Raw genomic sequence first — 22,717 nt, forward strand, 5'->3', positions numbered from 1 at the left:
GCTGTGACATCGGCCTGCCCCACCGGTGTGTCAAAGGGCCAGGTCTGACAAATGGACGTCAATGGCAAGCTGACGCACGCGACCGTGCTGCTCGTGGACGACGAGCCCGCGAGCCGGTTCGCGGTCGAGAGTGTGCTGAGCAGGGCCGGTCATCGGGTCCTCGCGGTCGGCAGCGGCGGCGAGGCGCTCGCCGAACTCGATGTGCGGCTGCGCAAGGGGAACCTGCCCGACGTGGCGCTGATCGACGTGCATCTGCCGGACATGAGCGGGTTCGACCTCTGTCAGATGCTCAAGGAGCGGCCGCGCATGGCGGGCCTGCCGGTCGTGCACGTCTCCGCCCTCGCCGCGCCGCCGAGCGACCGCTGCCCGGCGCTCGACGCGGGCGACGAGGCCTATCTGACGGTGCCCGCCGAACCCGAGGAGATCGAGGCGGCCGTCCGGGCCGCGGTCCGGGCCGCCCGGCTGCGCGCCGACGACCAGGCACTCGTCAAACGGCTGACCCTGCTGTCGGAGATGATCGTCACCATCCAGGCGGCGCGCTCCCTCCAGGAACTCGTCGAGGTCGCCGCCGACGGCACCGCACGGCTCACCAACACCCCCGCCGCCGTGTTCGTCCTCGACCGGGACGACGAGCTGTACCGCGGCCTGCCCCGGGACCGTACCTCGGTCGCGCTGCCCGGCCCGGACGCCGACCGGGCCGTGGCCCGGCTGCTGCGACGGCTCTCCCAGGGGCAGTCCGGCGTGCAGATCACCACCGTGCCCGCGCCCCTGTGGCCCACCGGGCTCTTCCGGCCCGGCGTGGAACACGACGCCCGGCTCGCGCTGGTCCTCACCCAGGAGGGCCGGGCCCCGGTCTGCCTCGCCGCGCCCACGCGCGGGCTGCGCCGCGTGGGCCCCGAGGCCGAGGCGCTGCTGGCGCAGCTCGCCCAGGCCACCGCGCTCGCCGCCGAGCCCCTCCTCATGTACCAGGTCGAGCGGCATGTCGCCCTCACCCTCCAGCGCAGCTTCCTGCCCAAACCGGACCAGCTGCCCGAACTCCCGGGCGTCGACGCCGCCGTACGCTACGTGCCCGCATCCCAGGACGCCGAGATCGGCGGCGACTTCTACGCCGTCCTGCGGGCCGGCGGGGGAGTGCTCTTCGCCGTCGGCGACGTCGTCGGGCACTCGCTGGAGGCGGCCACCGTCATGGTGGAGATACGGCACGCGCTGCGCGCCTACTGCGTCGACGAGAGCGACCCGAGCGTGCTCGCCGAGCGGCTGGACCGGATGCTGCGGCACTACCACCCCGAGACCACGGCCACCATGTGCCTGGCCCTCGTCGACCCCGACACCGGGCGCACCCTCATCTCCAACTCGGGCCACATCCCGCCGCTGATCGTCCGGGACTCCGGCACCGCGGACTACGCCAAGGCGGCGGGCCCGCTGCTCGGGGTGGGCCTGTCCCACCCGCCGCCCACCGAGCTGTTCCTCGAACCCACCGACCGGCTCCTGATGATCACCGACGGTCTGATCGAGACCCGGGGCACGGACATCTCGGCCTCCATGGAACACCTGCGCGCCGCCGCCTCCGGCGCCCTGCCCGGCCTGGACGCCCTGTGCGACACCCTCCTCGACTGCTTCGGCGTCGACCGGGGAGACGACATCGCGATGCTGGCGCTGCGGCTGGGGTCGGACAGGCCCTAGGGTGAGCCCGTCATTGGCTGAGAACAACAGGGGAACCCCATGCCGCAGATCACCGTCGACCACTCCCACACGATCTCCTTCGACCAGGACGGTTTCGCCCGTGCGCTGCACGAGGCGGTGGTCGAGATCGCGGCCGCGAAGCCGGAGGCGTGCAAGACCCAGTTCCGCCCGGCCGAGTACACGGCCTTCGGGTACGAGGGTCTCGACGAGCTGGGACACACCGTCGTCCACGTCACCCTCGGCCTGCTCGCCGGCCGCACCGAGGAGACCAAGGCGAAGCTGACCGAGAAGGTCCTGGAACTCCTCCGCGAGTACATCGACGAGGACGGCTCCGTGCTGCACGCCTCCGCCGAGGTACGCGAACTCGACGCGTCCTACCGGAAGTTCGAGCGCTAGACCGTTGCCTGTCCTACGACGCGAGGGCTACGAGCCGGACGACGAGGTCGGTGAACGGCCCGTCGCCCGGCTCGTTCCGGAGGGACTCGCGCAGCAGCGCGGCCAGTTCGTCGTCGTACGCCGCGCTCACCGCCGCCAACGCCCCGAAGTCGTGCACGAGTTGGCGTTCCAGATCGGTGCGCGGGATACGGCGGCCGTCCAGCCAGATCAGTGCCGTCGACTCGACCAGCGAGATCCATGAACGGATCATCAACTCCAGCCGGGCGGGCGGCTGTTCGACCTTCATGTGGGAGAGGATCTGGAGGTACGCCGCCTGCCGCACCCCGTCCACGAGCGCGTTGGTGGTGGACGAGCCCACCGCCGGACCACCGCGCATCAGCGCCGCGAAACCGGGCCCGTGGTCGTCCACGAAGTCGAAGAACCGGCCCATCACCCGCAGCAGCCGTCCGCCCAGCGAGCCCTCCTCGGGGACCACGAACCGCCCGGCGAGATCGTCCGAGGCACGCTGCAACGCGGCCTCGTACAGGCTGAGTTTGCCGGGGAAGTAGTGGTAGACGAGCGGTCGCGAGATGCCGGCTGCGGCGGCTATCTCGTCGATGGAGACCTCGTCGGGCGAGCGATGGCTGAACAGGTCGAGAGCGACGCCGATCAACTGCTGTCGCCGTTCCTCGACTCCCATCCTGCGGCGAACCCCGGTACTCATGCGAACACCTTACCGATCTGATCCGGCCCCGAACGGACCGGACCGACCAGGGTTGCTCACATCACCCCATCACAGATCCAACACCAGACGCACACTTCTGGCCCGGGACACGCAGATCAGCATCGAGTCGGCCCGCTCGGCGTCCGTCAGCAACTCGTCCCGATGCTCCACTTCCCCTTCCAGCACCCGCTGTTGACAGGTTCCGCAGAATCCCTGCTCGCAGGAGTAGAGGGTGTTCGGCAGCTCCTCGCGGACGGCGGCGAGCACCGTGGAGTCGGCGGGTACCGTCAACGTCCGTCCGCTGCGCCGGAGTTCGACCTCGAAGTCCGTGTTGCCGTCCAACGAGGCCTGGGGCGCGAAGCGTTCGAGGCGTACGTCCGGGAAGCGTTCCGCGACGGTCGCCATGAGCCCCTCCGGCCCGCAGCAGTAGACGACGGTCCCCTCCGGTACGTCCGCCAACTCCCCGTCCAGATCCGGCAGTCCGGCCACCACGGTCACCCGGTCCGCGCCGAGCTCCTCGACCTCCGCCAGGAACGGCATCGACTCCCGCGTCCGACCGGCGTACAGCAGCCGCCAGTTGGCGCCTTCGGGCAGCGCCCGCAGCATCGGCAGGACGGGCGTGATCCCGATCCCGCCGGCCACGAAGACATACGCGGGCGCCGCGACGAGCGGGAACCTGTTGCGCGGCCCCCGCACCTCCAACTCCGCGCCCACCCGCACCTGTTCGTGCACCTCGCGCGACCCGCCCCGCCCGCCCTCGACCAGCCGCGTCGCGACCGTGTACGACGAGCTGTCCGCCGGATCCCCGCACAGCGAGTACTGCCGCACCAGCCCCGAGGGCAGCACCAGATCGATGTGCGCCCCCGGCTCCCAGCCCGGCAAGTCCCTTCCTTCCAGGCGCAGTTGTACGACGCCGTCGGCGACCGTCTCCCGCGCGGCGACCCGCAGCCGCAGTGCCCGGGTGCGCGGCCGGCCGGAGGTGGGCGGGTCCAGCGCGGGCAGCGGCCACAGCGGTGAGACCCGCACCCGGCGCCGCAGCGCGCGCCGAGTCAGCAGCGCGGCACCGGCCAGCACCGCGACCGTGAGCGGCTTGGGCACTACTCCGCCCTCTTCTCGGCGGCCAGCGCCGCGGGCGAGGAGGCCAGATAGGCGACGGCCTGCTCGGTGCTGCCCTCCTGCGAGGGGTGGTAGGCGCGGCTCAGATAGCGGGGTATGGACCTGAGCATGTCGCCGGTCGCGGGCAGGGTGCCGCGCCGGCCGGCGACGTAGAAGTCCTTGAAGCTCGCGTGTGCGTCGACGAGGGTGGGGTCGTTCGCCATGAAGAAGCGGGCCCCGCGCTGCCACAGGAACATCAGGGCGGCGAACGCGGTGGCCCAGGTGCGGGCGCGCCGCCGGTAGCTGCCGTCGACGTGCATGAAGAGGTCGAAGGCGACGGACCGGTGCTCGACCTCCTCGGCGCCGTGCCAGCGCAGCAGGTCCAGCATGGTCGGATCGGCGCCGCGGCGGTCCAACTCCTCCGCGTTCAGCACCCAGTTGCCGAGGAACGCGGTGTAGTGCTCGATGGCCGCGATGATCGCGACCCGCTCCAGCAGCCACCACTTGCGGGCCCGGCCCGGGGGCAGGGTGCGGTCACCGAGCAGCTTCTCGAAGAACCAGTCGACCTGCGCGGTGTACGGGGTCGGGTCGAGGCCCAACTCCCGCAGATGCGGGAGGACTTCGTCGTGGGCCTGGGAGTGCATCGCCTCCTGGCCGATGAACCCGATCACGTCCTCGCGCAGCCGCTCGTCCCGGATGAGGGGCAGCACCTGCTTGTAGACATGCACGAACCACCGCTCGCCGGCGGGCAGCAGCAGATGCAGCACGTTGATCGTGTGCGTGGTGAAGGGATCGCCGGGCACCCAGTGCAGTGGGGTGCCCTCCCAGGAGAAGTAGCTTCTGATCTCCTGGAGTTTTATTTGTGCAGGTCAGGGCATTGGCGTGGAGGTGTGGGGTCGAATCGGGGGCGAAGAAGACTATCGACTACTTCAGTAATCGGCATTTCTGCGCGCGGGCCAGGGCGTGTAGCGGAATGTCGAAGGAAGCATGAAGGCCTGCCAGCAGGTTCTTGGTCTGCTGGTGGTACACGAGTCCAATGGCTTCTGCGCTGCGGAAATGCGTGAAATTGCCTGACGGGAGGTGGAGTTGGTCCGCTCCTGGTCCGGATCTTGGTGGGTGGAGGACTTCTTGCACCGACAGAGGATCTGCGCTCCAGCGCGGATTTCCCCGGCATCGGGACTGTCCCTGTGGGTGCGTAGAGCAGCGTGGGGCGACCGTGTGCGCCGGGCCGGGCTGGGGACCGACCCCGCGGATGCGGGGAGCAGATCCGCATGGTCATCCTGATGCGCACCCTCGTCGGCGCCCCCGGGACGGTGCCGAACTGGCCGTCCGCCATCTGCTCGACCTCGGGCACCGGGACATCGCCTTCATCGGCGGGCCGCCCGGCGTCGACTGTAGACGCGACCGCTACGCGGGGTTCGCCGCAGCCCTGGCCACCGCCGGACTCGAACCCGATCCCGCCCTGTGCGCGCGGGGTCCTTTCACCGTGCCGTTCGGCGCGGAGCGGCCATGTGGCTGATGGGCGGGGACAACCGACCCACGTGCTGTAGAGCGCAAGCCATGAAGCGACGTTCTTGGTGCTCGGTGACCTGGTGCAGCGCGGGGTGCAGGTGCCGGAGTAGCCCTCCCTCGTGTGCCACGAGGAGGCGCCCTGGTTCCCGTACCGGCACGCGCCGATCACTGTCGTCGACAACGGTGCCCGCGACCTCGGGGAGCTCGCGGCTGAGCAGCTGCTGCGCCGCATCGACAGCCGTCCCGACCACGGCGACTCCGGTGAGGAGGGTGCCGGTCGGCTCATCCGTGTCGGCTCCCGGTTGGTGGTGCGCGACTCGACCACTTTTCCGCGTCGGTCGAGGTGACGGTGATGGTCGGCCGTTCGGGCGGCCGACCTGCTTGGCGTTAACGGTTTGGACTGTTCAAACCGTTAACGCCACCTGCTGGCTCCTCTGGTGATTCCGCCAACTTGGTGGTGGCGCGCCATATTCAGACCGTCGGGTCCTGGATCCGGTAGGGAAGAGTCAGGCCGCTCGGGCTTCGGGGAATGGCGAGCGTGAGGTCGCAGCCGTCCTTGTAATGCGCGGCATACACCGATGGGGGAGTCAGGAGTGGGCTTTCGGGAGGCAGTCGCCGGAGGTGAAGAGTTGGGGTTGTGCGCTGTTGCCCTGGTAGGCGGCGATGGTCCAGTGGGTGTAATTCCAGTGCTTGTTGGCGTTGTACTCGGCTAGCAGTCTTGGGCAGGCGGTCTTGGTGACGACGTCCTCGAAGTGGGATTGCTGGGCCCGCCCGGCAAGGGCGCCTGAGCCGTCCTGGGCCCACACGTACATCATTCTCTCGACGGGGTCGAAGCCGAGGGTGATGGCGTTGTCATGGTCGAAGGGTTCCAGGCCATATCCCTCGGTGACGCGCTTGTTCCAGGCGGCTGTGATCGCTTTCACCGTGCCGTTGGCGATACGGATCTCGTCTTTGTCGCTGCTGGGAATCTCGGCGGTGACGACGCCTTCGTCCGTACCCTGGGGCTGTCCGGCCTCTTCGGTGTAGCAGCCGTCGGTGGCTTTGCCGAAGCCGAGGATGGTGGCCTCGTCCTGGCCGTCGTAGTCCTTCCAATAGACGGAGAAGCGGCCGTACGGCCAGGCGGTCGGTGCGTCCTTGAGGCGGTGGGCCAGGGTGATACAGGAGGCCATTTGGCCCGCCCGGCGGAAGACTTCCTTGTAGTCGTCGGTCAGCGTCGAGATCGGGCCGCCGGTCACAATGACGGTCTGGGCCTGCAGGTTGAACGTCACCGTGGGTGTCATGAAGGCCATGCCTTTCGTGGCGAGCATGGCCGTCACCTGGTCACGGATGGCCGTCGCGGTCTCCTGCTCCGCCGTGTCGGCGGCGTTCTGGCTACCGCTCCATTCACCGGGGACGGGCTGGGTCTCGTCGTTGGCGCGAGTAAAGGCGGGAGCCGTCACGCCCGCCAGTGGATCGGCGGGAACCGGGATCGTGCGCGGGTCGGCTGCTGCCTGACCGGTAACTCCCGCTCTGGAAGGGGACGTTCCGTCGGTCGCGGCACCGGAGGCGTGGGTGCCTACGGCGTCCTTCGCGTCTGTCGTGACAGTGCTCCCGGCAGAAGCGGAGGTCTGAGGGTCGTCGTGGCGGAAGGCGAGCGCGCCGCCCACGCTCGCGCCGACCACGGCTGCCGTGACCAGGACGGCGACCATGGTCCGCCGCCGGAAGGAACTCTGCGGTCCGGAAACGGAGTTGGGCCAGGATGGGTCGTCCACAGCGGGCATGGACCACTTCGCCGTCACCAAATTCCCGATCTGCGTCGGGTCGTTGTCCGCCTCCACCGCTCGGTGGCCATCGAGCACCTGCGTGCACTCGTCGGACAGGAGCTGCATGCAACGGTCCACCGCCTGGGCTGCGGCCGGTCGTTCGGCGGGTTCCTTGGCCAAGGCCCGTTCCAGGAGTTCCTTCAGCGCCTCGGGGATGCCGTCCAGGTCCGGTTGGCCGGACATGACGCGGTAGGCCACTGCTTCGGGCGCACCGGTGCCGAAAGGCAGGCGGCCGGTGGCCGCGTACGCCACGAGCCCGCCCCAGGCGAACAGGTCGCCCTCCGCCGCGGTGACACCGCTGTGGTAGTGCTCAGGGCTGATCCAGCCCGGGGTGCCGGTCAGTATGCCGGTGCGGGTGACGCTGGTGCCGTCGGCGGCGTGTGCGATGCCGAAGTCCAGTACGCGGGGACCGTCCGGTGTCAGCAGCACGTTCTGCGGTTTGACGTCCCGGTGCACGACACCGGCCGCGTGGATCGCGGCGATGGCCTGCGCGGTGCCGGCGGCGAACGCGTACAGCAGGCCGTCGGCCAGTGGTTCATGGGTGGCCAGGTATTGCGCCAGGGTGGGACCCGGTGCGTAGGCGGTGGCCAGCCAGGGTGCGTCGGCATCGGGGTCCGCCGCGAGGAGCGGCAGCAGGAACGGTCCCTGCACCCGTGCGGAGAGGCGTACCTCACGGCGGAAGCGGGCCCGGAACTCCGGATCGCTGGCCTGCATGGGATGGATCACCTTTACGGCGACCCGTTCCCCGCCGTCACCAACTGCGGCGTACACGGTTCCCATACCGCCCGCACCAAGTCGGCCCGTCACACGGTAGGGGCCGACACGGGAGGGATCACCGGAGAGGGAGGGCTGGATCCGCCCACCGGGACCAGCAGCGCTCACAGATTGTCCGATCGGTCAGTGTGGGGAAGGCGTGTGAGGCTGGATGCTATCTGCCGGGCGCATCAGCAAGTAGAGGCCTACTCGTGGTGGCTACGGATGGATCGTGCCCGAGGAGAACCAGCCGAGCGCGGTGGCTTTTGCGTCCTCGGGTAGACCGTCGAGGAAAACCACGGCCAGACCCTGTGGGGCTCGTGAGCAGCTGACGTAGCAGAGGTTGCGTGAGCGTAGTCACCGTCCGTGCGGATTCAGTGGCTAGCGGTGGTTTGTTGACGGCGGATCGGGGCGGTAGAGGTCAAGAGGTCTGCCGGTGGCGACGGCGTCGATCAGCGCCTGGAGTTCGCTAGATGGAGGCTGGGCTGTCCAGGCTCGCCAGCAGCGTTGCAGCGGGCCTTGGGCCAAGGCCCCCCGACTGCTGGAAGCCCCGGAATTTTCGCCCTTCACCGGACCGCCGGCCGCGAGGCATCCGATCTCCGCCCGACGCACAGCCAGTTGAAGGGGGGCGGTAACGGTACGCGATGGCCCTTGATTGCCAGGCCGACGAACAGCGATTTCCTCACCAACGGCTACCAGTCCGACCAGCGCCATTTACCGGTGAGACCGGGGGCGCGTCAATGTGACACCCGACACTCTTGACCTTCATGATCGGTCAACACATGATCCTCACAGCTTTCTGTAAGAAAAGGTTAAGAAAACGGGTGGGGTGTGGTTTCACAACAACGGCGGCACAGTTGGCGCCAGTCGGTGCGGAATGGGGCGATAGCCGTCGCGCTCCTGGCGTGTGCGGTTCCGGTGGCCGGGGCGACTCCGGCTCTCGCCGATGACAGGCCGGTCTCGGCAACGGCTGACAGGATTCCGGAGGCACAGGCAAGTTCTCTCGCTGCCAAGACCGGCGACCGGGTGATCGTGGACGCGGCGACCACCGAGTCGTCCCAGGTGTTCGCCAACCCGGACGGCACCTTCACCCAGGAGATGAACGCGGCCCCGGTCCGCGCCCGCAAGGACGACGGTACCTGGGCCCCCATCGACACCACCCTCGTACGTGAAGCCGACGGCTCTGCACGGGCGAAGAACACCACGGCCGGTCTCACCTTCTCGGGCGGCGGCAGCGGCGACGGGCTGGTCACGCTCAAGGACGAGGGGCACGCGCTGCGGCTCGGCTGGCCCACCGCTCTCCCCGACCCCCGGCTCGACGGCGCCACCGCCACCTACGCCGGTGTCCTCCCGGACGTGGACCTGAAGTTGACCGCGCTGGACTCCGGCTACACCTCGGTGCTCGTGGTCAAGACCGCGGAAGCGGCGAAGAACCCGGCGCTCGCGACGATCAGGATGACCGTGTCGGGCAGTGGCCTGGACATCGCCCCGACAGCGGACGGCGGATTCGTCGCGCGTGACAACGATGGCACCCCGGTCTTCGAGAGCCCGGCTGGGCGGATGTGGGACTCGGCCGGTGACGCCCCGGCCGCCGACGTCACCACTCAGCTCTCCCGCGTGGGCACTTCGACCAACGCCGAAACCCCGGAGCCGGGGCTGACGGACGAGACCCCATTGCCCGCTGCCGGTGGCGAGCCGACGCCTTCGGAGGGCCCCGGCAGCGGTGACTCGGCGGCCGAACTCCCGCTGAAGGTCGTCGGCTCGACCCTGGAGATCACGCCCGATCCGGCGCTGCTTCACGGCAAGGACACCGTCTTCCCGCTCTACATCGACCCGCCGACCAAGGGCATCGTGCTGGGTGACTGGACGGCTCTGGCCTCCAACGGCACCAAGTACTGGGAGTTCGACGGGGACAAGGGGGTGGGCCGGTGCTCCAACTACGCCGGCTACCTCTGCTCCAACACCCCGTACACCCAGCGCATGTACTTCGAGTACCCGCTTTCGTCGATCCACGGCAAGAAGGTCCTGGACGCGACGATGGAGGTCTACCAGCTCTGGACGTTCAGCTGTGACCCGCACTGGTACGACCTGAGTCATGTCACCAAGGGCATCTCCTCCAGCACCACGTGGTCGACCCGCCCCACAGCGGACGACCTGATGGGCGACCGGAACGTGGCCTACGGGCGGGGCAGCCTGTGCAGTCCGTCGCAGCCGGCGAACTGGGTGCGCTTCAGCGACAACGTGGCCGATGAACCCAACGAGAACCTGACGACGACGCTGGCCTCCGCCGCCACCGACAAGGATCCGCAGATCACCTTCTCTCTGACTGCGCACGACGAGTCGGACGCCGGCGCGTGGGCGCGGTTCCGCAACGACGCGAAGCTGTCGGTGACCTACGTGTCCTACCCGGGCAAGCCGACCTCGTACGGCGTGCAGCAGGGCACCACCGGACGTGCCTGCAACGCATCCTCACTGCCTTTCGCCACCAGCGTCACCACGCCGAAGATGCTGGCCACGGTGCAGTCGGCCGATGGCTCCAATGCCCAGCTGCGGGCCCTGTTCGAGGTGTGGAAGGCCGACGGCTCCAGCCGTGCCTGGTACGCGGCCTCGCCGGACGGCGCCTGGGTGGCGGACAACGCGTCGCGCAACGCATCGTCCAGTGCGCTGCCGGCGCAGACGGACTACCGGATGCGGGTCAAGACGCAGGCGTACTACAAGACGGACCGGGGCGTCACGGGTGTCCTGGACTCCTCCTGGTCGTCCTGGTGCTACTTCCGGGTCGACACCGATTCCCCGCCGCCTCCGGTGGTGACCAGCGCGGACGGCGTCTACAAGCCGGCCGAGACCGATCCCGCCGCAGGCGGGGTAGGCATACCGGGCCAGTTCACTTTCACTCCCGCGGACACCAACCCCACCACGGCCGGCATCCAGTCGGACGTCGTCAGCTACAAGTGGAAGCTGAACAGCGGCGCGGTCTCTGCTCCGATCCCCGTCGCCAAGGGCGCCGCCACCACCCAGACGATCACACCGAACCAGGCAGGTGAGAACACCATCCAGGTCTGGGGCTTCGACGCGGCAAGCCACAGCTCGAACACCGGCTACTACAGCTTCCAGGTGAAGGGTGCCGAACAGCCCTCGGGGATCTGGCATCTGGACAACGGCCTCACCGACTCGACCACCGCGACCCAGCACCCGCTGACCTCCTCGGGGGCCACCTGGGACACCCTGGCCCGCAGCGGCTCCGGCGCGGCGAAGCTGAACGGCACAACCGCGTACCTCGCCACCTCCGGCGCGGTGCTGGACACCACCAAGTCCTTCACTGTCTCGGCCTGGGCCCGTCTGACGAAGAAGGACGTCAACTACACCGTCCTGACCCAGGCGGGCACGAACGCCTCCGGGTTCCAGCTGTACTACTCGACGGCCTACAACGCCTGGGTCTTCAACCGGCACCAGACCGATGTCGCCAGTCCGGTCCTCACTCGCTCGATAGGCGGTAAACCGCCAGTCCTGAACGCCTGGACTCATCTCGCCGGTGTCTACGACGCGGCGGCGCAGACGATCCACCTCTACGTCAACGGTGTCGCGCAGGGCGAGCCGGTGTCGTTCCCCGTGACCCCGTGGAAGGCGTCCGGCGGACTTCAGATCGGCCGGCTGCTGGCTTCGGGTACCGGCAAGGAGAACTTCGCCGGCACCATCGACGAGGTCAAGGTCTGGTCCCGCGCACTCGCGGACACCGAACTCGCCCACGACGCCTGGCTGGAGGACGAGGATCTGAGCGACGGCACCGCCGGCGATCCGGTCCCCGCACTCGTTGCCAAGTGGGACGCAACGGACATGGCCAACGCGACCGGCACCACGGTGAAGGACACCAGCGGCTTCGGCCGGAACCTCACCCTCAACGGCGCAGCGCTCACCCAGTTCACCACCGGCGACCCGGACATCGGCGAGGAGGTGACGACCACGCAGGCGATGACCCTGAACGGCAGCACCGCGTACGCCACCGCCACCGGACCGGTCGTGGACGACGCCGGTTCGTTCACCGCGACCGCCTGGGTGACGCTGGACCCCGCCAAGCTCGCCGACACCAGCAAGTCGTACGCGGTGCAGGTGTTCGGCCAGTCGGGAACGAGTCAGTCCGCCTGGGGCGTCTGGTACGAGCAGCCGGCAGGCAGCGCCCAGGGACGGTGGACGTTTGGCCGCCCGAACAAGGACGGCACCGGAGCGGCCTGGACCACGAGCGAGTCCACCGCCTTCACCACAGCCCGGCTCGGCGTCCCGGTCATGCTGACGGTCGTCTACGACGCCCAGTCGGCAGCCGACGCCGATGACACCTCCAAGCTCGGCGCGCTCAAGCTCTATGTCGACAGTGCCCTGATGGGCGACGAGGACGGCGTGCCGTACTCCGCCTCCTGGCAGGGCGGAGGGGCGTTCGAGATCGGCCGGGCGAAGATCAACGGCGCCGCGGCCCGCTACTTCCCCGGAACGATCGACAGCGTCCGTGTCTGGGCCGGAGCCACCTCCACCGACACGATCGCCAACCGGCGCAACACCGAGCAGCAGCAGTAGCGAGGCCTTGAGGCGGGGCGGCCACGATACCCGTCCCGCCCTGCTCCGTGCCTCTCGTCACGCATCCCCCACTCCGAGAACCTGGGAATCACCGTGTCCTCAACACCCTTCCGCACCCGTGTGCCAGGGGCGGTCATACGCCGCTGGCTCGGCCGTGGTGCGTTGGTCGTCTCCCTTTCCGTCCTGCCACAAGTCGTGATTCCCGCGGGTTACGACTTCGCGGCGCAGGCCCAGCCCGCAGCTTCCCGCAAGCCGCTGGAAAACCGGCCCGACGCGAAGACCGACAAGGTGGGCGTGCTCAGGCCCAGCTTGTCCAAGGCGCCGGGGGACAAGGCCGCCCCGGCCGCCCGAAAGACCCGGGACCGGCTGAAGAAGGCCACGTGGCCGGAGGCTGGGAACGCCACAGCCAGTGTCCCGGCGAGCAAGGGGACTTCGCTCACCGTCGGCGGGCTGGGCGTGAAGCTGGCCCGGAAGCCCGGCGCGAAGACCGCGGCGGCCGAGAAGGTGGCACTCAGCGTCCATACCCGGTCGGCGGCGGAGAAGGCGGGCGTCAACGGCGTCCTGCTGACCGTCGCCCCCACGAATAACGCGTCCGGCACACTCCGCGTCTCCGTCGACTACTCCTCATTCAACGACGTCTACGGCGGCAACTTCGGCCCCCGTCTGCGCTTGGTCACGCTCCCGGCGTGTGCGCTGACGACGCCACAGAAGAAGTCCTGCCGTATCCAGCGCCCGGTGGCCGGCGCGGACAACGACACACAGGCGCAGACGGTGTCGGGCACGGTGTCCACCGGGACCCGGATGGTGATGGCGGCGGCGGCCGACAGTTCGGGCGGCGGGAGCGACTACAGCGCCACCTCGCTGTCCCCGACCGCGACTTGGGAGGCTGGCGGCAGCACGGGGGACTTCACCTGGAACTATCCGCTGCGGGTTCCCCCGGCCACGGCCGGCCCGGCCCCGAGCCTGTCTCTCTCCTACAGCTCCGCCTCGGTGGACGGTCGTACGGCCGGCGAGAACAACCAGACCTCGGTGATCGGTGAGGGCTTCTCGTTCACCGAGTCCTACATCGAGCGCAAGTACGACTCCTGCAAGGACGACGGCCAGAGCGGTAAGGGCGACCTGTGCTGGAAGTACTCCAATGCCACTTTGGTCCTCAACGGCAAGGCGGTGGAGTTGGTCAACGCCTGTGCCGACAAGGCCGCCTGTGACACGGCTGCCCTGTCCCAGGCGTCCGGCGGTAGCTGGAAGGTGAAGAACGAGGACGGCACCCGCGTCGAGCACCTGACCGGGGCCACCGGCAACGGCGACGACAACACCGAGTACTGGAAGGTGACGGACGCCTCCGGCATCCAGTACTTCTTCGGCAAGCACCGGCTGCCCGGCTGGAGCGACAAGGGCACCACCGACACCGCCGACGACGACCCGGTCACCAACTCCGTATGGACGGTCCCGGTGTTCGGCGACGACTCCGGCGAACCCTGCTACAAGTCCACCGGCTTCGCCGACTCCTCCTGCAACCAGGCCTGGCGCTGGAACCTAGACAACGTCGTCGACCCCCACGGCAACGCGTCCTCGTACTGGTACACCAAGGAGACGAACTACTACTCCAAGAACGCCGACACCACCGTCAACGGCACCGCCTACACGCGCGGCGGCTACCTCAACCGCATCGACTACGGCCTGCGCAGCGACCTGATCTACAGCAAGCCCGCCGCCCAGCAGGTCGGTCTCATCTACGCCGAGCGCTGCCTGACCTCGTGCTCCAGTTTGACGGCGGACACCAAGGCCAACTGGCCCGACGTGCCCTACGACATGATCTGCGCCTCGGGCACCAAGTGCACCACCCAGATCGGCCCGGCCTTCTTCACCCGCAAGCGCCTCACCGACATCACCACGTCCGTGTGGACCAGCACCGGCACCACCCGGCGCGAGGTGGACACGTGGCACCTGGACCAGAGCTTCCCCGACACCGGTGACGCCTCCTCACCGAGCCTGTGGCTGAAGTCCATTCAGAACACCGGCAAGGCCAACACCACCACCGCCGCCATGCCCCCGATCGTCTTCGGCGGCATCCAGATGTCCAACCACGTCGAGGGCAGCGGCCCGGACACCCTGCGCTACATCAAGTGGCGCGTCCGCACGATCAAGTCCGAGACCGGCTCCACTCTCACCGTCAACTACTCCGACCCGGACTGCATCTGGGGCACCAGCATGCCCGCGGACATCGACAAGAACACCCGCCGCTGCTACCCGGTCAAGTGGTCCCAATCCGGGGCGACTCCGGTCACCGACTGGTTCCACAAATACGTCGTCACATCCGTCTTCCAGGACGACCCCTACGGCCACGGCGACACAGGTGAGAAGTACTACGACTACCAGGGCGGAGCCGGCTGGGGCTACGCCGACGACGAGGGCATCACCAAGACCTCCGACCGCACCTGGTCCCAGTGGCGCGGTTACGGCAAGGTGGTTGAGACCTCAGGTGACTCCGAAGGCCCGCGCTCCAAGAAATCCACCCTCTACATGCGCGGCCTGAACGGCGAGAAGGAACTCGACGGCACCGCCCGCGTCGAGAAGGTCACCGACTCCACCAGCACCGCCATCGACGACTCCCGTCAGTACGCCGGCTTCGTCCGCGAGACCATCGTCTACAACGGCGCCGACGAACTCAGCGGCACCATCAACACCCCCTGGTCCCACAAGACCGGCAGCCACACCTACACCTGGGGCTCCACCGACTCCTGGATCGTCCAGGCCGGTCAGACCGCCACCCGCACCAAGACCTCCACCGGCACCCGCACGGTCACCCAGAAAACCACGTACGACCCCACGTACGGCATGCCGATGACCGTCGAGGACAGCGGCGACGCGGCCAAGACCGGCGACGAATCGTGCGTGAAGACCAGCTACGCCCGCAACACCTCGGCCTGGGTGGTGAACACGGTTTCACGCACCGAGACATACTCGGTTCCCTGCGCGACCACCCCGACGATCCCCGACGATGTCGTCTCCGACACCGCCACCGCCTACGACAACCAGGCGGTCGGGACAGCGCCCACCAAGGGCGAGATCACCGCCTCCTACCGGGTCGCAAGCTACGACGCGGACAAGAAACCCGTCTACCAGCAGGTCTCCGGCGCCACCTACGACAAACTGGGCCGTCCGCTTACCGCGACCAACGCCCTCAACCAGACGGTCAGGACGACTTACATCCCCGACGACGCCGGTTACGGGCCGTTGACGTCGAAAACCTCCATCGACCCCAAGCTCTACACCTCCACCACCGAGGTAGACCCGGCCTGGGGCACGGCCACCAAGACCACCGACGCCAACGGCAACATCACCGAGTGGGCCTTCGACGCGCTCGGCCGCCTCAAGTCGGTCTGGAAGCCAGACCGCTCCCACACACTCGGCGACGCCGCGAGCATCGTCTACGCCTACAGCATCAACAACGACAAGGAGACCTGGGTCCGCACCGACGCCCTGAAGTCGGACGGCAAGACGTACAACAGCTCCTACGAGATCTTCGACGGCCTGCTGCGGTCCCGTCAGAAGCAGGTCCCCGCACCCAGCGGCGGTCGGGTGATCTCCGAAACCCTCTATGACGATCGCGGCCTGGCATACATGTCGAATGCCCAGGTCCACGACAACAACGCCCCGTCGAGCACCTTGGCCAACACCTTCACCGGCTCCGTCCCCGCCTCTACCGAGACGGTCTACGACGCTGCTGGCCGCGCCACCGATTCCATCTTCAGGGTCTACGGCCAGGAGAAGTGGCGCACCAAAACCGATGAGCAGGCCGACCGCACGGCCGTGACCGACGCCGCAGGCGGGACCGGCATCCTGACGATCACGGACGCCCGTGGCCGAGTCACCGAGCGCCGCGAATACAGCGGCCCCATCCCGACCGGCAGCGACTACACGCACACACTGTATGAGTACAGCGCGGGCGGCCAGCTCAAGAAGATGACCGGACCGGATGGTGCGGTGTGGACCTACGGCTACGACCTGCGTGGCCGTAAGACCACCTCAACCGACCCCGACAAGGGGCAAGTCGACACCACCTACAACGATGCCGACCAGCCGCTGACGGTTACCGCGACCCTCGACGGCACCTCGCGGACCCTGATCACGGACTACGACGAGCTCGGCCGCGAGATTGGTACCTGGGACGGGGCCAAGGACAACGCCCACCAACTGACCAAGTTCACCTACGACTCCCTCGCCAAGGTACAGCCGACCGCCGCGATCCGGTACGTCGGTGGTACCACCGGCAAGATCTACTCCCAGGTTGTCACCGGCTACGACGCGCTCGGCCGACCCAAAGGCACCAAGACCGTCATCGCCGCGAGCGACCCCCTGGTGACGGCCGGCGCCCCGCAGACGTTCACCACGTCGACGACATACAACATCGACGGCACGGTGCAGTCCACATCGATGCCCGCGGCAGCCGGCCTGCCCGCCGAGACGGTCACCAACAGCTACAACGGACTCGGCATGCTCACCGGCACCGACGGTATGACGGACTACGTCCAGAACATCGGCTACTCGCCGTACGGCGAGATCGAGGAGACCCGCCTGGGCACCTCCACCGGCGCCAAGCAACTCCAGATCCTCAACCAGTACGAGGACGGCACTCGCCGCCTCGCCAACACGCACACGGTCGACCAGACCAACACCGGATACACCAGCGACGTCGACTACGTCTACGACGCCACTGGCAACGTCAAGTCGGTCACCGACAAGGCGAACGGCACGGACACCCAGTGCTTCGCCTACGACGGCTACCGCCGCCTGACCGAAGCCTGGACCCCGTCCTCGAACGACTGCACCACCGCCCGCTCGGCCACTGCTCTCGGCGGCCCAGCGCCGTACTGGACCAGTTGGGCGTACAAGCCTGGCGGCCTGCGCGACAGCCAGACCGAACACAAGTCCACCGGTGATACCAAGACCGCCTATGGTTACCCCGCCGTCGACGCCAACGGGGCCGGCCAGCCCCACACCGTGACGTCGGTCACGGTGGGCGGTGCCGCGGCCAAGTCGTACGGGTACGACGAGCAGGGCAACACCACCAAGCGATATGGCACCACGGGCACCGCGCAGAGCCTTGACTGGGACATCGAAGGAGAACTGACCAGCCTAACCGAGGGGTCGAAGACCACCGACTACCTGTACGACGCGAACGGCGAACTCCTGATCCGCCGCGGCCCGGCGAAGACCGTTCTCTACCTAGCAGGTCAGGAACTCCACTACGACACGGCCGCGAAGAAGTTCACCGCTCAGCGCTACTACCCCGCGGGCGACGCCACAGCGGTCCGCACCGAGTCCGGCCTGTCCTGGATGGTCGACGACCACCACGGCACCGCGTCGATGACGGTGGACGCCACGACCCAGGCCGTCACCCGCCGCTACACCAAGCCGTTCGGTGAGTCCCGCGGCACGGCACCGTCGGCTTGGCCGGACGACAAGGGCTTCCTCGGTAAACCCGCCGACACCGACACCGGACTCACCCACATCGGTGCCCGCGAGTACGACCCAACCACAGGCCGCTTCCTCTCTGTCGACCCGGTTCTGGCTCCCGAGGACCACGAGTCGCTGAACGGCTATGCCTACGCCAACAACACACCCGTCACCAAATCCGACCCCACCGGCCTGAAGCCGATCGTGGGCTGTGAGCAGGGATGCAGTGACGGAAAGGGCGGCACCTACCGGTCGTGGGCGACGATGGGTCCCAACGGGACCTGGGTCTACCACTCCACCAAGGCCTACTCCCAGTCCTTCCAGTACCAGAAGGCGGGCGGTGGTACCGGAAGCGGCACCATGACCGTCACCGTCCGCACGGACGGGGGCGTGAAGTCGGCGACGGTGGTGTTCAAGAAGGGCCCCGACCCGAAGCCCAAGAAGGACGACGGCTACTGCAACGCCTGTTGGGCCATGGGCACGAACCCGCACTATGACCCCAACGCCAATGACATCCCCGACGCAGGCAAACTCGCTACCTGGCAGAAGGTCGTCCTGGGCATCGTCGCAGCTGTGTCCGTGGCCGTCGCCGCCGCACCGGTTGCCGTCGCCCTGGGCGATGGGTGCTTGGCCGCCGCCCCGGTCTGCGCCGCGGAAATCGCCGAGATGGTGACCGGTGGGGCGTCCGGCGGCAGCGCGGTCGTCGGTGGCGGAGCCGCGGTTGGTATCGGTGGCTATAGTGCAGCCCGTTCTACTCGCCTGGGCGGTACATACTTCACCCCGGAGACGGGCCTAAAGGCTCTTATCAACCCAGCCGGAGGAAAGACGAACTGCCGGGCATGCGTGATTTCACTCGACCAACTCATGGCCAACGGGGCACGTTCGAACGCTATTCCCACGCTGGAGCGTGGATCCGAGAAGGCGATTGAAGACTTCTACGGCAGGAAATTCCGATCCAGGAGCTTTTCGAACATTGTGACCGACATGCAGAAGGCAGGACCTGGGGCCCGAGGTATCGTGTGGGGTATGGACTCCCAAGGTGGTCATGTGTTCAACGTGACCAACCTTGAGGGAAGGGTGACGTTCCTGGATGGACAAACCGGGAACGCAAGTCATGCACCTACGTGGGACGGCTACTCGTTCATGAGGACGGACTGATGATTTCGGAAGAACAGGGTCGGCTGGTTGCGGAGGAGTTCCTGCAAGCAAGTCGAAGGCCTAGCGAACCTGAACTGGCGATCGACTGGAATCAAGTACGGATAAAGGAGCAAGTTCTTATCGCTCCATACAATTCTTCACAGTTCTTGGCCACGGGTGAGAATCAACTGCTGGACTGCTGGCCGATTCTCGTGGACCTGGTCTCAGGGAAAGCTCGATTCGGAGAGCTGGAGGAGCGGGGCTTCTGGAAGGAGCCGTAGCGGATATCTTTTCTGTCGACCCGCAGACAAGCGGGTCGACAGAAGACTCAGGGCGGCGTCGTTCAGGAGATCTGTCCGTGTTGATGTCGGTTCAGGTCTGAACGGTGGCCAAGACCTTCTCTCCGTGTATGGCCAGGGCTTCTCCGCTCAGTGCGTTGTGGCTAACCGGATTTCGTTCGAGGTGTGTGAACCGCCCCGGTTCGAATGGAGACTCGATTTCGTGAAAGGATCGAGTCATGGCACGACCTTCCCGTTACCCGCCTGCTGAGCAGTCGACGGCAAGCAGGTTGCCTCTCGCCGTCTAGGCAGGCCGGAAAAGCAGAGACCCCCCGCATTCGACCTGCGGGGGGTCTCTGGCTTCTGGGACACAACGGGCCCCTTTCGGCCTGACCGTGATGTACGCGGCCCGTCCCCCAAGGCGAGTGAAAGACGAGCCGCCTACTGTCCTGGCCGGTGGCGCTCGTCAGCTGATGAAGTCGCTCTTGTAGAAGACGCTGGCGTCGAGAAGGTCGTCGGGGCTCGCTGCGGTCTTCGACGAGAAGCCGAAGGCCAGTCGCGGCTGGCCCGAGACCATCCAGGTCGCAATGCCCTGCGGTTCGCGGCCGGGCAGCGACGCCCCGGCGCTCGTCTCGAAGACGTCGTAGACCGAAGCCCCCGAGTCGTTCAGGTCGAGAGTGACAAGGTACGAGGTGTTGTTCGCGCGGCCGTAGGTCAGGTAGGCGTACTCCCCGCAGGAGACGATGCCCTGGAAGTAGTCGGTGTCTTCGAGTCCGGGGATCTCGCCGTTGTTCGGGATCGCCCGTTCTACGAGCCGGTAGCCGTCGCTGAGCCGTCCGGCTACCGCGTCGTCCATGTCGAACACCGCGAGTCGCCAGAGACGCTTGGCGGTCGCGTCCGTCGCGTAACGGATCAGGAGTCGGTTGCTGTATGTGTCGATCGCCGGCCGGGGGAGCTTGACGAAGCTGGAAATCGTCGGGGTGCGGTCGTAGATGGTGACTGCCGGATGGTCCGAGTAGTCAAGGGTCAGCCCGGCGACGAACCGGAAACGGGACAGCTTCTCCCCGGCCCCGTTGTCGTCGGAGTCGGAGCCTTCGATCCAGAGATACGGTTCCGATCCCGACCCTGTCGACTCCACGCCCATCGACGAACCGTGGCCGAATCCGTGCAGCGCCATGATGTCCAGCACGTTCCCCGAGAGATCGGTCTTGGAGATCCACAGATCTCCGTTGTGACCCGTGCTGTCCCCGATCCGGTGCTGCGCGAAGTAGATGTGGCTGTTGACACTGTCGAAGGCGAACGACTGCATGGCCCAGGTCGGCTGGTGCAGCGGTGCCCGCCAGACCGGATTCCCTCCGGCGCCGGACAGCAGGAAATGCTTGGAGGAAGGCACGGACGCCGCCGCCGACCCCGCCGCCCCGAGCGAAAACGCTGAACCCGTCGCCGCAACGGCCGCGATCCCCGCCCCAGTTCGCAGAATTCCACGTCTGCTCGGCTGCTGCCGCTGTTCGCTCTCAGTGGGCGGTTCGTGAGTTGATGTCCGTTCCGGACTTGGTTACCGCTTCTTGTTGAAGGTGCCGGGCTCGGCCTCGGTGAGGATTCCTAGTGTGACCAGGCGTTTCATCTTGGCGCGGGTGCGTTCGACGTGTTTTGGCAGCAGCTCGAAGTCGAGGGCCTGACAGATGTCTCGAGCCCTCAGCGGGCCGGTGGTGTCGTTGAAGACGGCGAGGATGCGCGGGTAGTCCGGGTGCTCGGGCAGCTCCAGACTTCCTGCTGGGGCGACCGTCTGGGCCGGGATCCGGTCGGCGAGGCCGGTGACGGTCGTGCGGGTGATGGCGAGGTGTTCCAGACGTAGTTCGGCCTCACGGAGCTGGGTCTGCAGGACGTCGATCTGGGTGCGGAGATCGTCGGCCAGGGCCCGGGCGGCGTCTTCCTGAAGGTCGAGTGCCTGGAGGAGCGGGTTCAGGTTCACGCGCCGGCCACCCGCGGCTCGCGCCAGGTGAGCGTGTTCATGTCGGTGAGCCGTCGGGCCATAACGTGGGTCATGGCCCAGTAGACGCGTGAGGCGGAGGAGGCCGGGCGGTGTTCGTAGTCGCGGACCAGCCGCCGGTGCAGTATCAAGATCCCGAAGGTCTGTTCCACCCGCCACCGCTTCGGCTGCGGGACGAATCCCTGCCCCTCGGGGTTCCGCTGGACGATCTCGACGTCGATGCCGAGTCCGGCCCCGTGCGTGACGACCTGGTTCTTGAAGCCCTGGTCGACCAGGGCCTTGCTGACCGAGCCGCCGGCCGCGACGGCGACCTGGTCGAGCAGAGTGATGCCGGCGGCGTTGTCGTGGACACTCGCGGCCAGCACGGTGACGGCGATGACCAGGCCGAGGACGTCCACGGCCAGTCCCCGCTTGCGGCCCGTCACCCGTTTCGCGGCGTCTTTGCCCGTCGTGGCCGCGGGGACCCCGGTGGCCGCCCGGACAATCTGGGTGTCCAGGATCACCAGGGTCGGGTCCTCTAATCGCCGGTTCCTCTCCCGCACCTGGCAGCGCAGGAGTTCATGGATCTGCCGGTCGGTGCCGTCGTCCCGCCAGGCGGCGAAGTAGTAGTACGTCGCGCTCTTCGGCGGCAGGTCGTTCGGCAACAGGGCCCACTGACAGCCGGTCCGGGACTGGTAGAGGATCGAGTTCACGATCTCCCGCATCGAGTAGCGGCCCTGATGGCCGCTGACGGAACGATGCCGGTTCTTCCAGGCCGTGAGCACCGGCTCGATCAACGCCCACTGCTCGTCCGTCAAGTCGCTCTGGTACGGCTTGCGTTCACTCATCCCGCCGATCCCAACAGGCCACCGACAGCGGACCGGCACGTTCCGGCTTCGGTCACACCATTAGGCGACACCAGAACAACTCATAGACCCACGAACCGCCCACTGAAGCAACTTCAACAGGAAGCCGCAGCCCAGGCGACTGGGCAGGGGCCCGATTTGGTGTCGGCGACGGGTGGATCTTGGCTGAGCCCGCTACGAGCCCGGCTCGAATTGAGTCAGCGATGGCATGGGTCCGTCCCGCAGCCCACGGCGCGGGCAGGCGCTGCGAACCACGAATTCTGGCGGTGCTGCTGCGCGGTAGTCCCGACCTGGATAGATGTCACCGCACTGCAAGCGGCAGCCGATCTCCGCCCGACGCAGCGCCAGTTGGCAGGGAAGACGGCACAGGTATCCGGTGGAGCTTGGCCATCAGACTGATGGTCAGCATTTTCTTCATCGACGGCTACCGGTCCAACCAGGGCTACCTATCGGCGAGATGGAGCCAGGTCAACGTGATACCCGACACTCTTGACCTT

Annotated in this window: 14 protein-coding genes; 7 read left to right on the forward strand and 7 right to left on the reverse strand. The window is 67.5% G+C overall.

Annotated elements, in window-relative coordinates:
* Window positions 1-51: 51 nt before the first annotated feature.
* Window positions 52-1,683 carry a fused response regulator/phosphatase gene (locus SSP08S_RS09370; protein WP_019067326.1) on the forward strand — a complete coding sequence of 544 codons (1,632 nt, stop codon included), beginning with the start codon at window positions 52-54 and terminating at the stop codon, window positions 1,681-1,683.
* Between the two features lie 39 nt (window positions 1,684-1,722).
* A complete protein-coding gene (locus SSP08S_RS09375; RefSeq protein WP_019067327.1) occupies window positions 1,723-2,079 on the forward strand; it encodes a 5-carboxymethyl-2-hydroxymuconate Delta-isomerase in 357 nt (118 codons plus the stop codon).
* Between the two features lie 13 nt (window positions 2,080-2,092).
* Here the strand turns inward: SSP08S_RS09375 and SSP08S_RS09380 are convergent, their stop codons facing one another.
* From SSP08S_RS09380 to SSP08S_RS09390, 3 genes are all read right to left on the reverse strand, one after another.
* Complete coding sequence (locus SSP08S_RS09380) at window positions 2,093-2,782, reverse strand: TetR/AcrR family transcriptional regulator (RefSeq protein WP_086021951.1); 690 nt, start codon at window positions 2,780-2,782, stop codon at window positions 2,093-2,095.
* Between the two features lie 69 nt (window positions 2,783-2,851).
* The gene (locus tag SSP08S_RS09385) at window positions 2,852-3,880 is read right to left on the reverse strand and encodes a PDR/VanB family oxidoreductase (RefSeq protein WP_019067329.1); all 1,029 of its coding nucleotides are present in this window, start codon (window positions 3,878-3,880) and stop codon (window positions 2,852-2,854) included.
* Entirely contained in the window at window positions 3,880-4,737 is an 858-nt protein-coding gene (locus SSP08S_RS09390; RefSeq protein WP_026178330.1) for a metal-dependent hydrolase, read from the reverse strand. The genes SSP08S_RS09385 and SSP08S_RS09390 overlap by 1 nt, the downstream gene beginning before the upstream one ends.
* A gap of 392 nt (window positions 4,738-5,129) precedes the next feature.
* On the opposite strand from SSP08S_RS09390, the gene SSP08S_RS63300 reads away from it, so the two are divergent.
* Both SSP08S_RS63300 and SSP08S_RS58155 read left to right on the forward strand, forming a co-directional pair.
* Complete coding sequence (locus SSP08S_RS63300; RefSeq protein WP_158697145.1) at window positions 5,130-5,396, forward strand: substrate-binding domain-containing protein; 267 nt, start codon at window positions 5,130-5,132, stop codon at window positions 5,394-5,396.
* A 112-nt stretch (window positions 5,397-5,508) separates the two neighbouring features.
* Complete coding sequence (locus tag SSP08S_RS58155; protein WP_019067331.1) at window positions 5,509-5,736, forward strand: LacI family transcriptional regulator; 228 nt, start codon at window positions 5,509-5,511, stop codon at window positions 5,734-5,736.
* Window positions 5,737-5,976: 240 nt separating this feature from the next.
* On the opposite strand, the gene SSP08S_RS58160 is transcribed toward SSP08S_RS58155, so the two are convergent.
* Window positions 5,977-7,971 carry a serine/threonine-protein kinase gene (locus SSP08S_RS58160; RefSeq protein WP_245607852.1) on the reverse strand — a complete coding sequence of 665 codons (1,995 nt, stop codon included), beginning with the start codon at window positions 7,969-7,971 and terminating at the stop codon, window positions 5,977-5,979.
* A gap of 999 nt (window positions 7,972-8,970) precedes the next feature.
* On the opposite strand from SSP08S_RS58160, the gene SSP08S_RS09405 reads away from it, so the two are divergent.
* The 3 genes from SSP08S_RS09405 (at window position 8,971) to SSP08S_RS59175 (ending at window position 19,388) form a co-directional block, all read left to right on the forward strand.
* Window positions 8,971-12,510: a LamG-like jellyroll fold domain-containing protein gene (locus SSP08S_RS09405; protein WP_019067333.1), complete on the forward strand. Its 3,540-nt coding sequence runs from the start codon at window positions 8,971-8,973 to the stop codon at window positions 12,508-12,510.
* A 93-nt stretch (window positions 12,511-12,603) separates the two neighbouring features.
* Window positions 12,604-19,128 carry an RHS repeat-associated core domain-containing protein gene (locus SSP08S_RS55075; RefSeq protein WP_245607854.1) on the forward strand — a complete coding sequence of 2,175 codons (6,525 nt, stop codon included), beginning with the start codon at window positions 12,604-12,606 and terminating at the stop codon, window positions 19,126-19,128.
* Complete coding sequence (locus SSP08S_RS59175; RefSeq protein WP_078532387.1) at window positions 19,128-19,388, forward strand: hypothetical protein; 261 nt, start codon at window positions 19,128-19,130, stop codon at window positions 19,386-19,388. Before SSP08S_RS55075 ends, SSP08S_RS59175 begins: the two co-directional genes overlap by 1 nt.
* 463 nt (window positions 19,389-19,851) lie before the next feature.
* On the opposite strand, the gene SSP08S_RS09415 is transcribed toward SSP08S_RS59175, so the two are convergent.
* From SSP08S_RS09415 to SSP08S_RS09425, 3 genes are all read right to left on the reverse strand, one after another.
* Window positions 19,852-20,778: a phage baseplate protein gene (locus SSP08S_RS09415; protein ID WP_019067335.1), complete on the reverse strand. Its 927-nt coding sequence runs from the start codon at window positions 20,776-20,778 to the stop codon at window positions 19,852-19,854.
* Between the two features lie 162 nt (window positions 20,779-20,940).
* Window positions 20,941-21,357 carry a hypothetical protein gene (locus SSP08S_RS09420; protein WP_019067336.1) on the reverse strand — a complete coding sequence of 139 codons (417 nt, stop codon included), beginning with the start codon at window positions 21,355-21,357 and terminating at the stop codon, window positions 20,941-20,943.
* Window positions 21,354-22,202, reverse strand: a complete 849-nt coding sequence (locus tag SSP08S_RS09425) for an IS5 family transposase (protein WP_019067337.1) — start codon at window positions 22,200-22,202, stop codon at window positions 21,354-21,356. Before SSP08S_RS09425 ends, SSP08S_RS09420 begins: the two co-directional genes overlap by 4 nt.
* Between the last annotated feature and the right edge of the window lie 515 nt (window positions 22,203-22,717).

The sequence above is a fragment of the Streptomyces hokutonensis genome, assembly GCF_000376565.1.
Lineage (GTDB): Bacteria > Actinomycetota > Actinomycetes > Streptomycetales > Streptomycetaceae > Streptomyces > Streptomyces hokutonensis.

What these genes read in the sequence shown, in the direction of transcription:
- SSP08S_RS09370 (WP_019067326.1), top strand. Translation starts at nt 52, where the DNA reads ATGGACGTCAATGGCAAGCTGACGCACGCGACCGTGCTGCTCGTGGAC.
- SSP08S_RS58160 (WP_245607852.1), bottom strand. Translation starts at nt 7,971, where the DNA reads ATGGGAACCGTGTACGCCGCAGTTGGTGACGGCGGGGAACGGGTCGCC.
- SSP08S_RS63300 (WP_158697145.1), top strand. Translation starts at nt 5,130, where the DNA reads ATGCGGGGAGCAGATCCGCATGGTCATCCTGATGCGCACCCTCGTCGG.
- SSP08S_RS09425 (WP_019067337.1), bottom strand. Translation starts at nt 22,202, where the DNA reads ATGAGTGAACGCAAGCCGTACCAGAGCGACTTGACGGACGAGCAGTGG.
- SSP08S_RS59175 (WP_078532387.1), top strand. Translation starts at nt 19,128, where the DNA reads ATGATTTCGGAAGAACAGGGTCGGCTGGTTGCGGAGGAGTTCCTGCAA.
- SSP08S_RS09380 (WP_086021951.1), bottom strand. Translation starts at nt 2,782, where the DNA reads ATGAGTACCGGGGTTCGCCGCAGGATGGGAGTCGAGGAACGGCGACAG.
- SSP08S_RS09375 (WP_019067327.1), top strand. Translation starts at nt 1,723, where the DNA reads ATGCCGCAGATCACCGTCGACCACTCCCACACGATCTCCTTCGACCAG.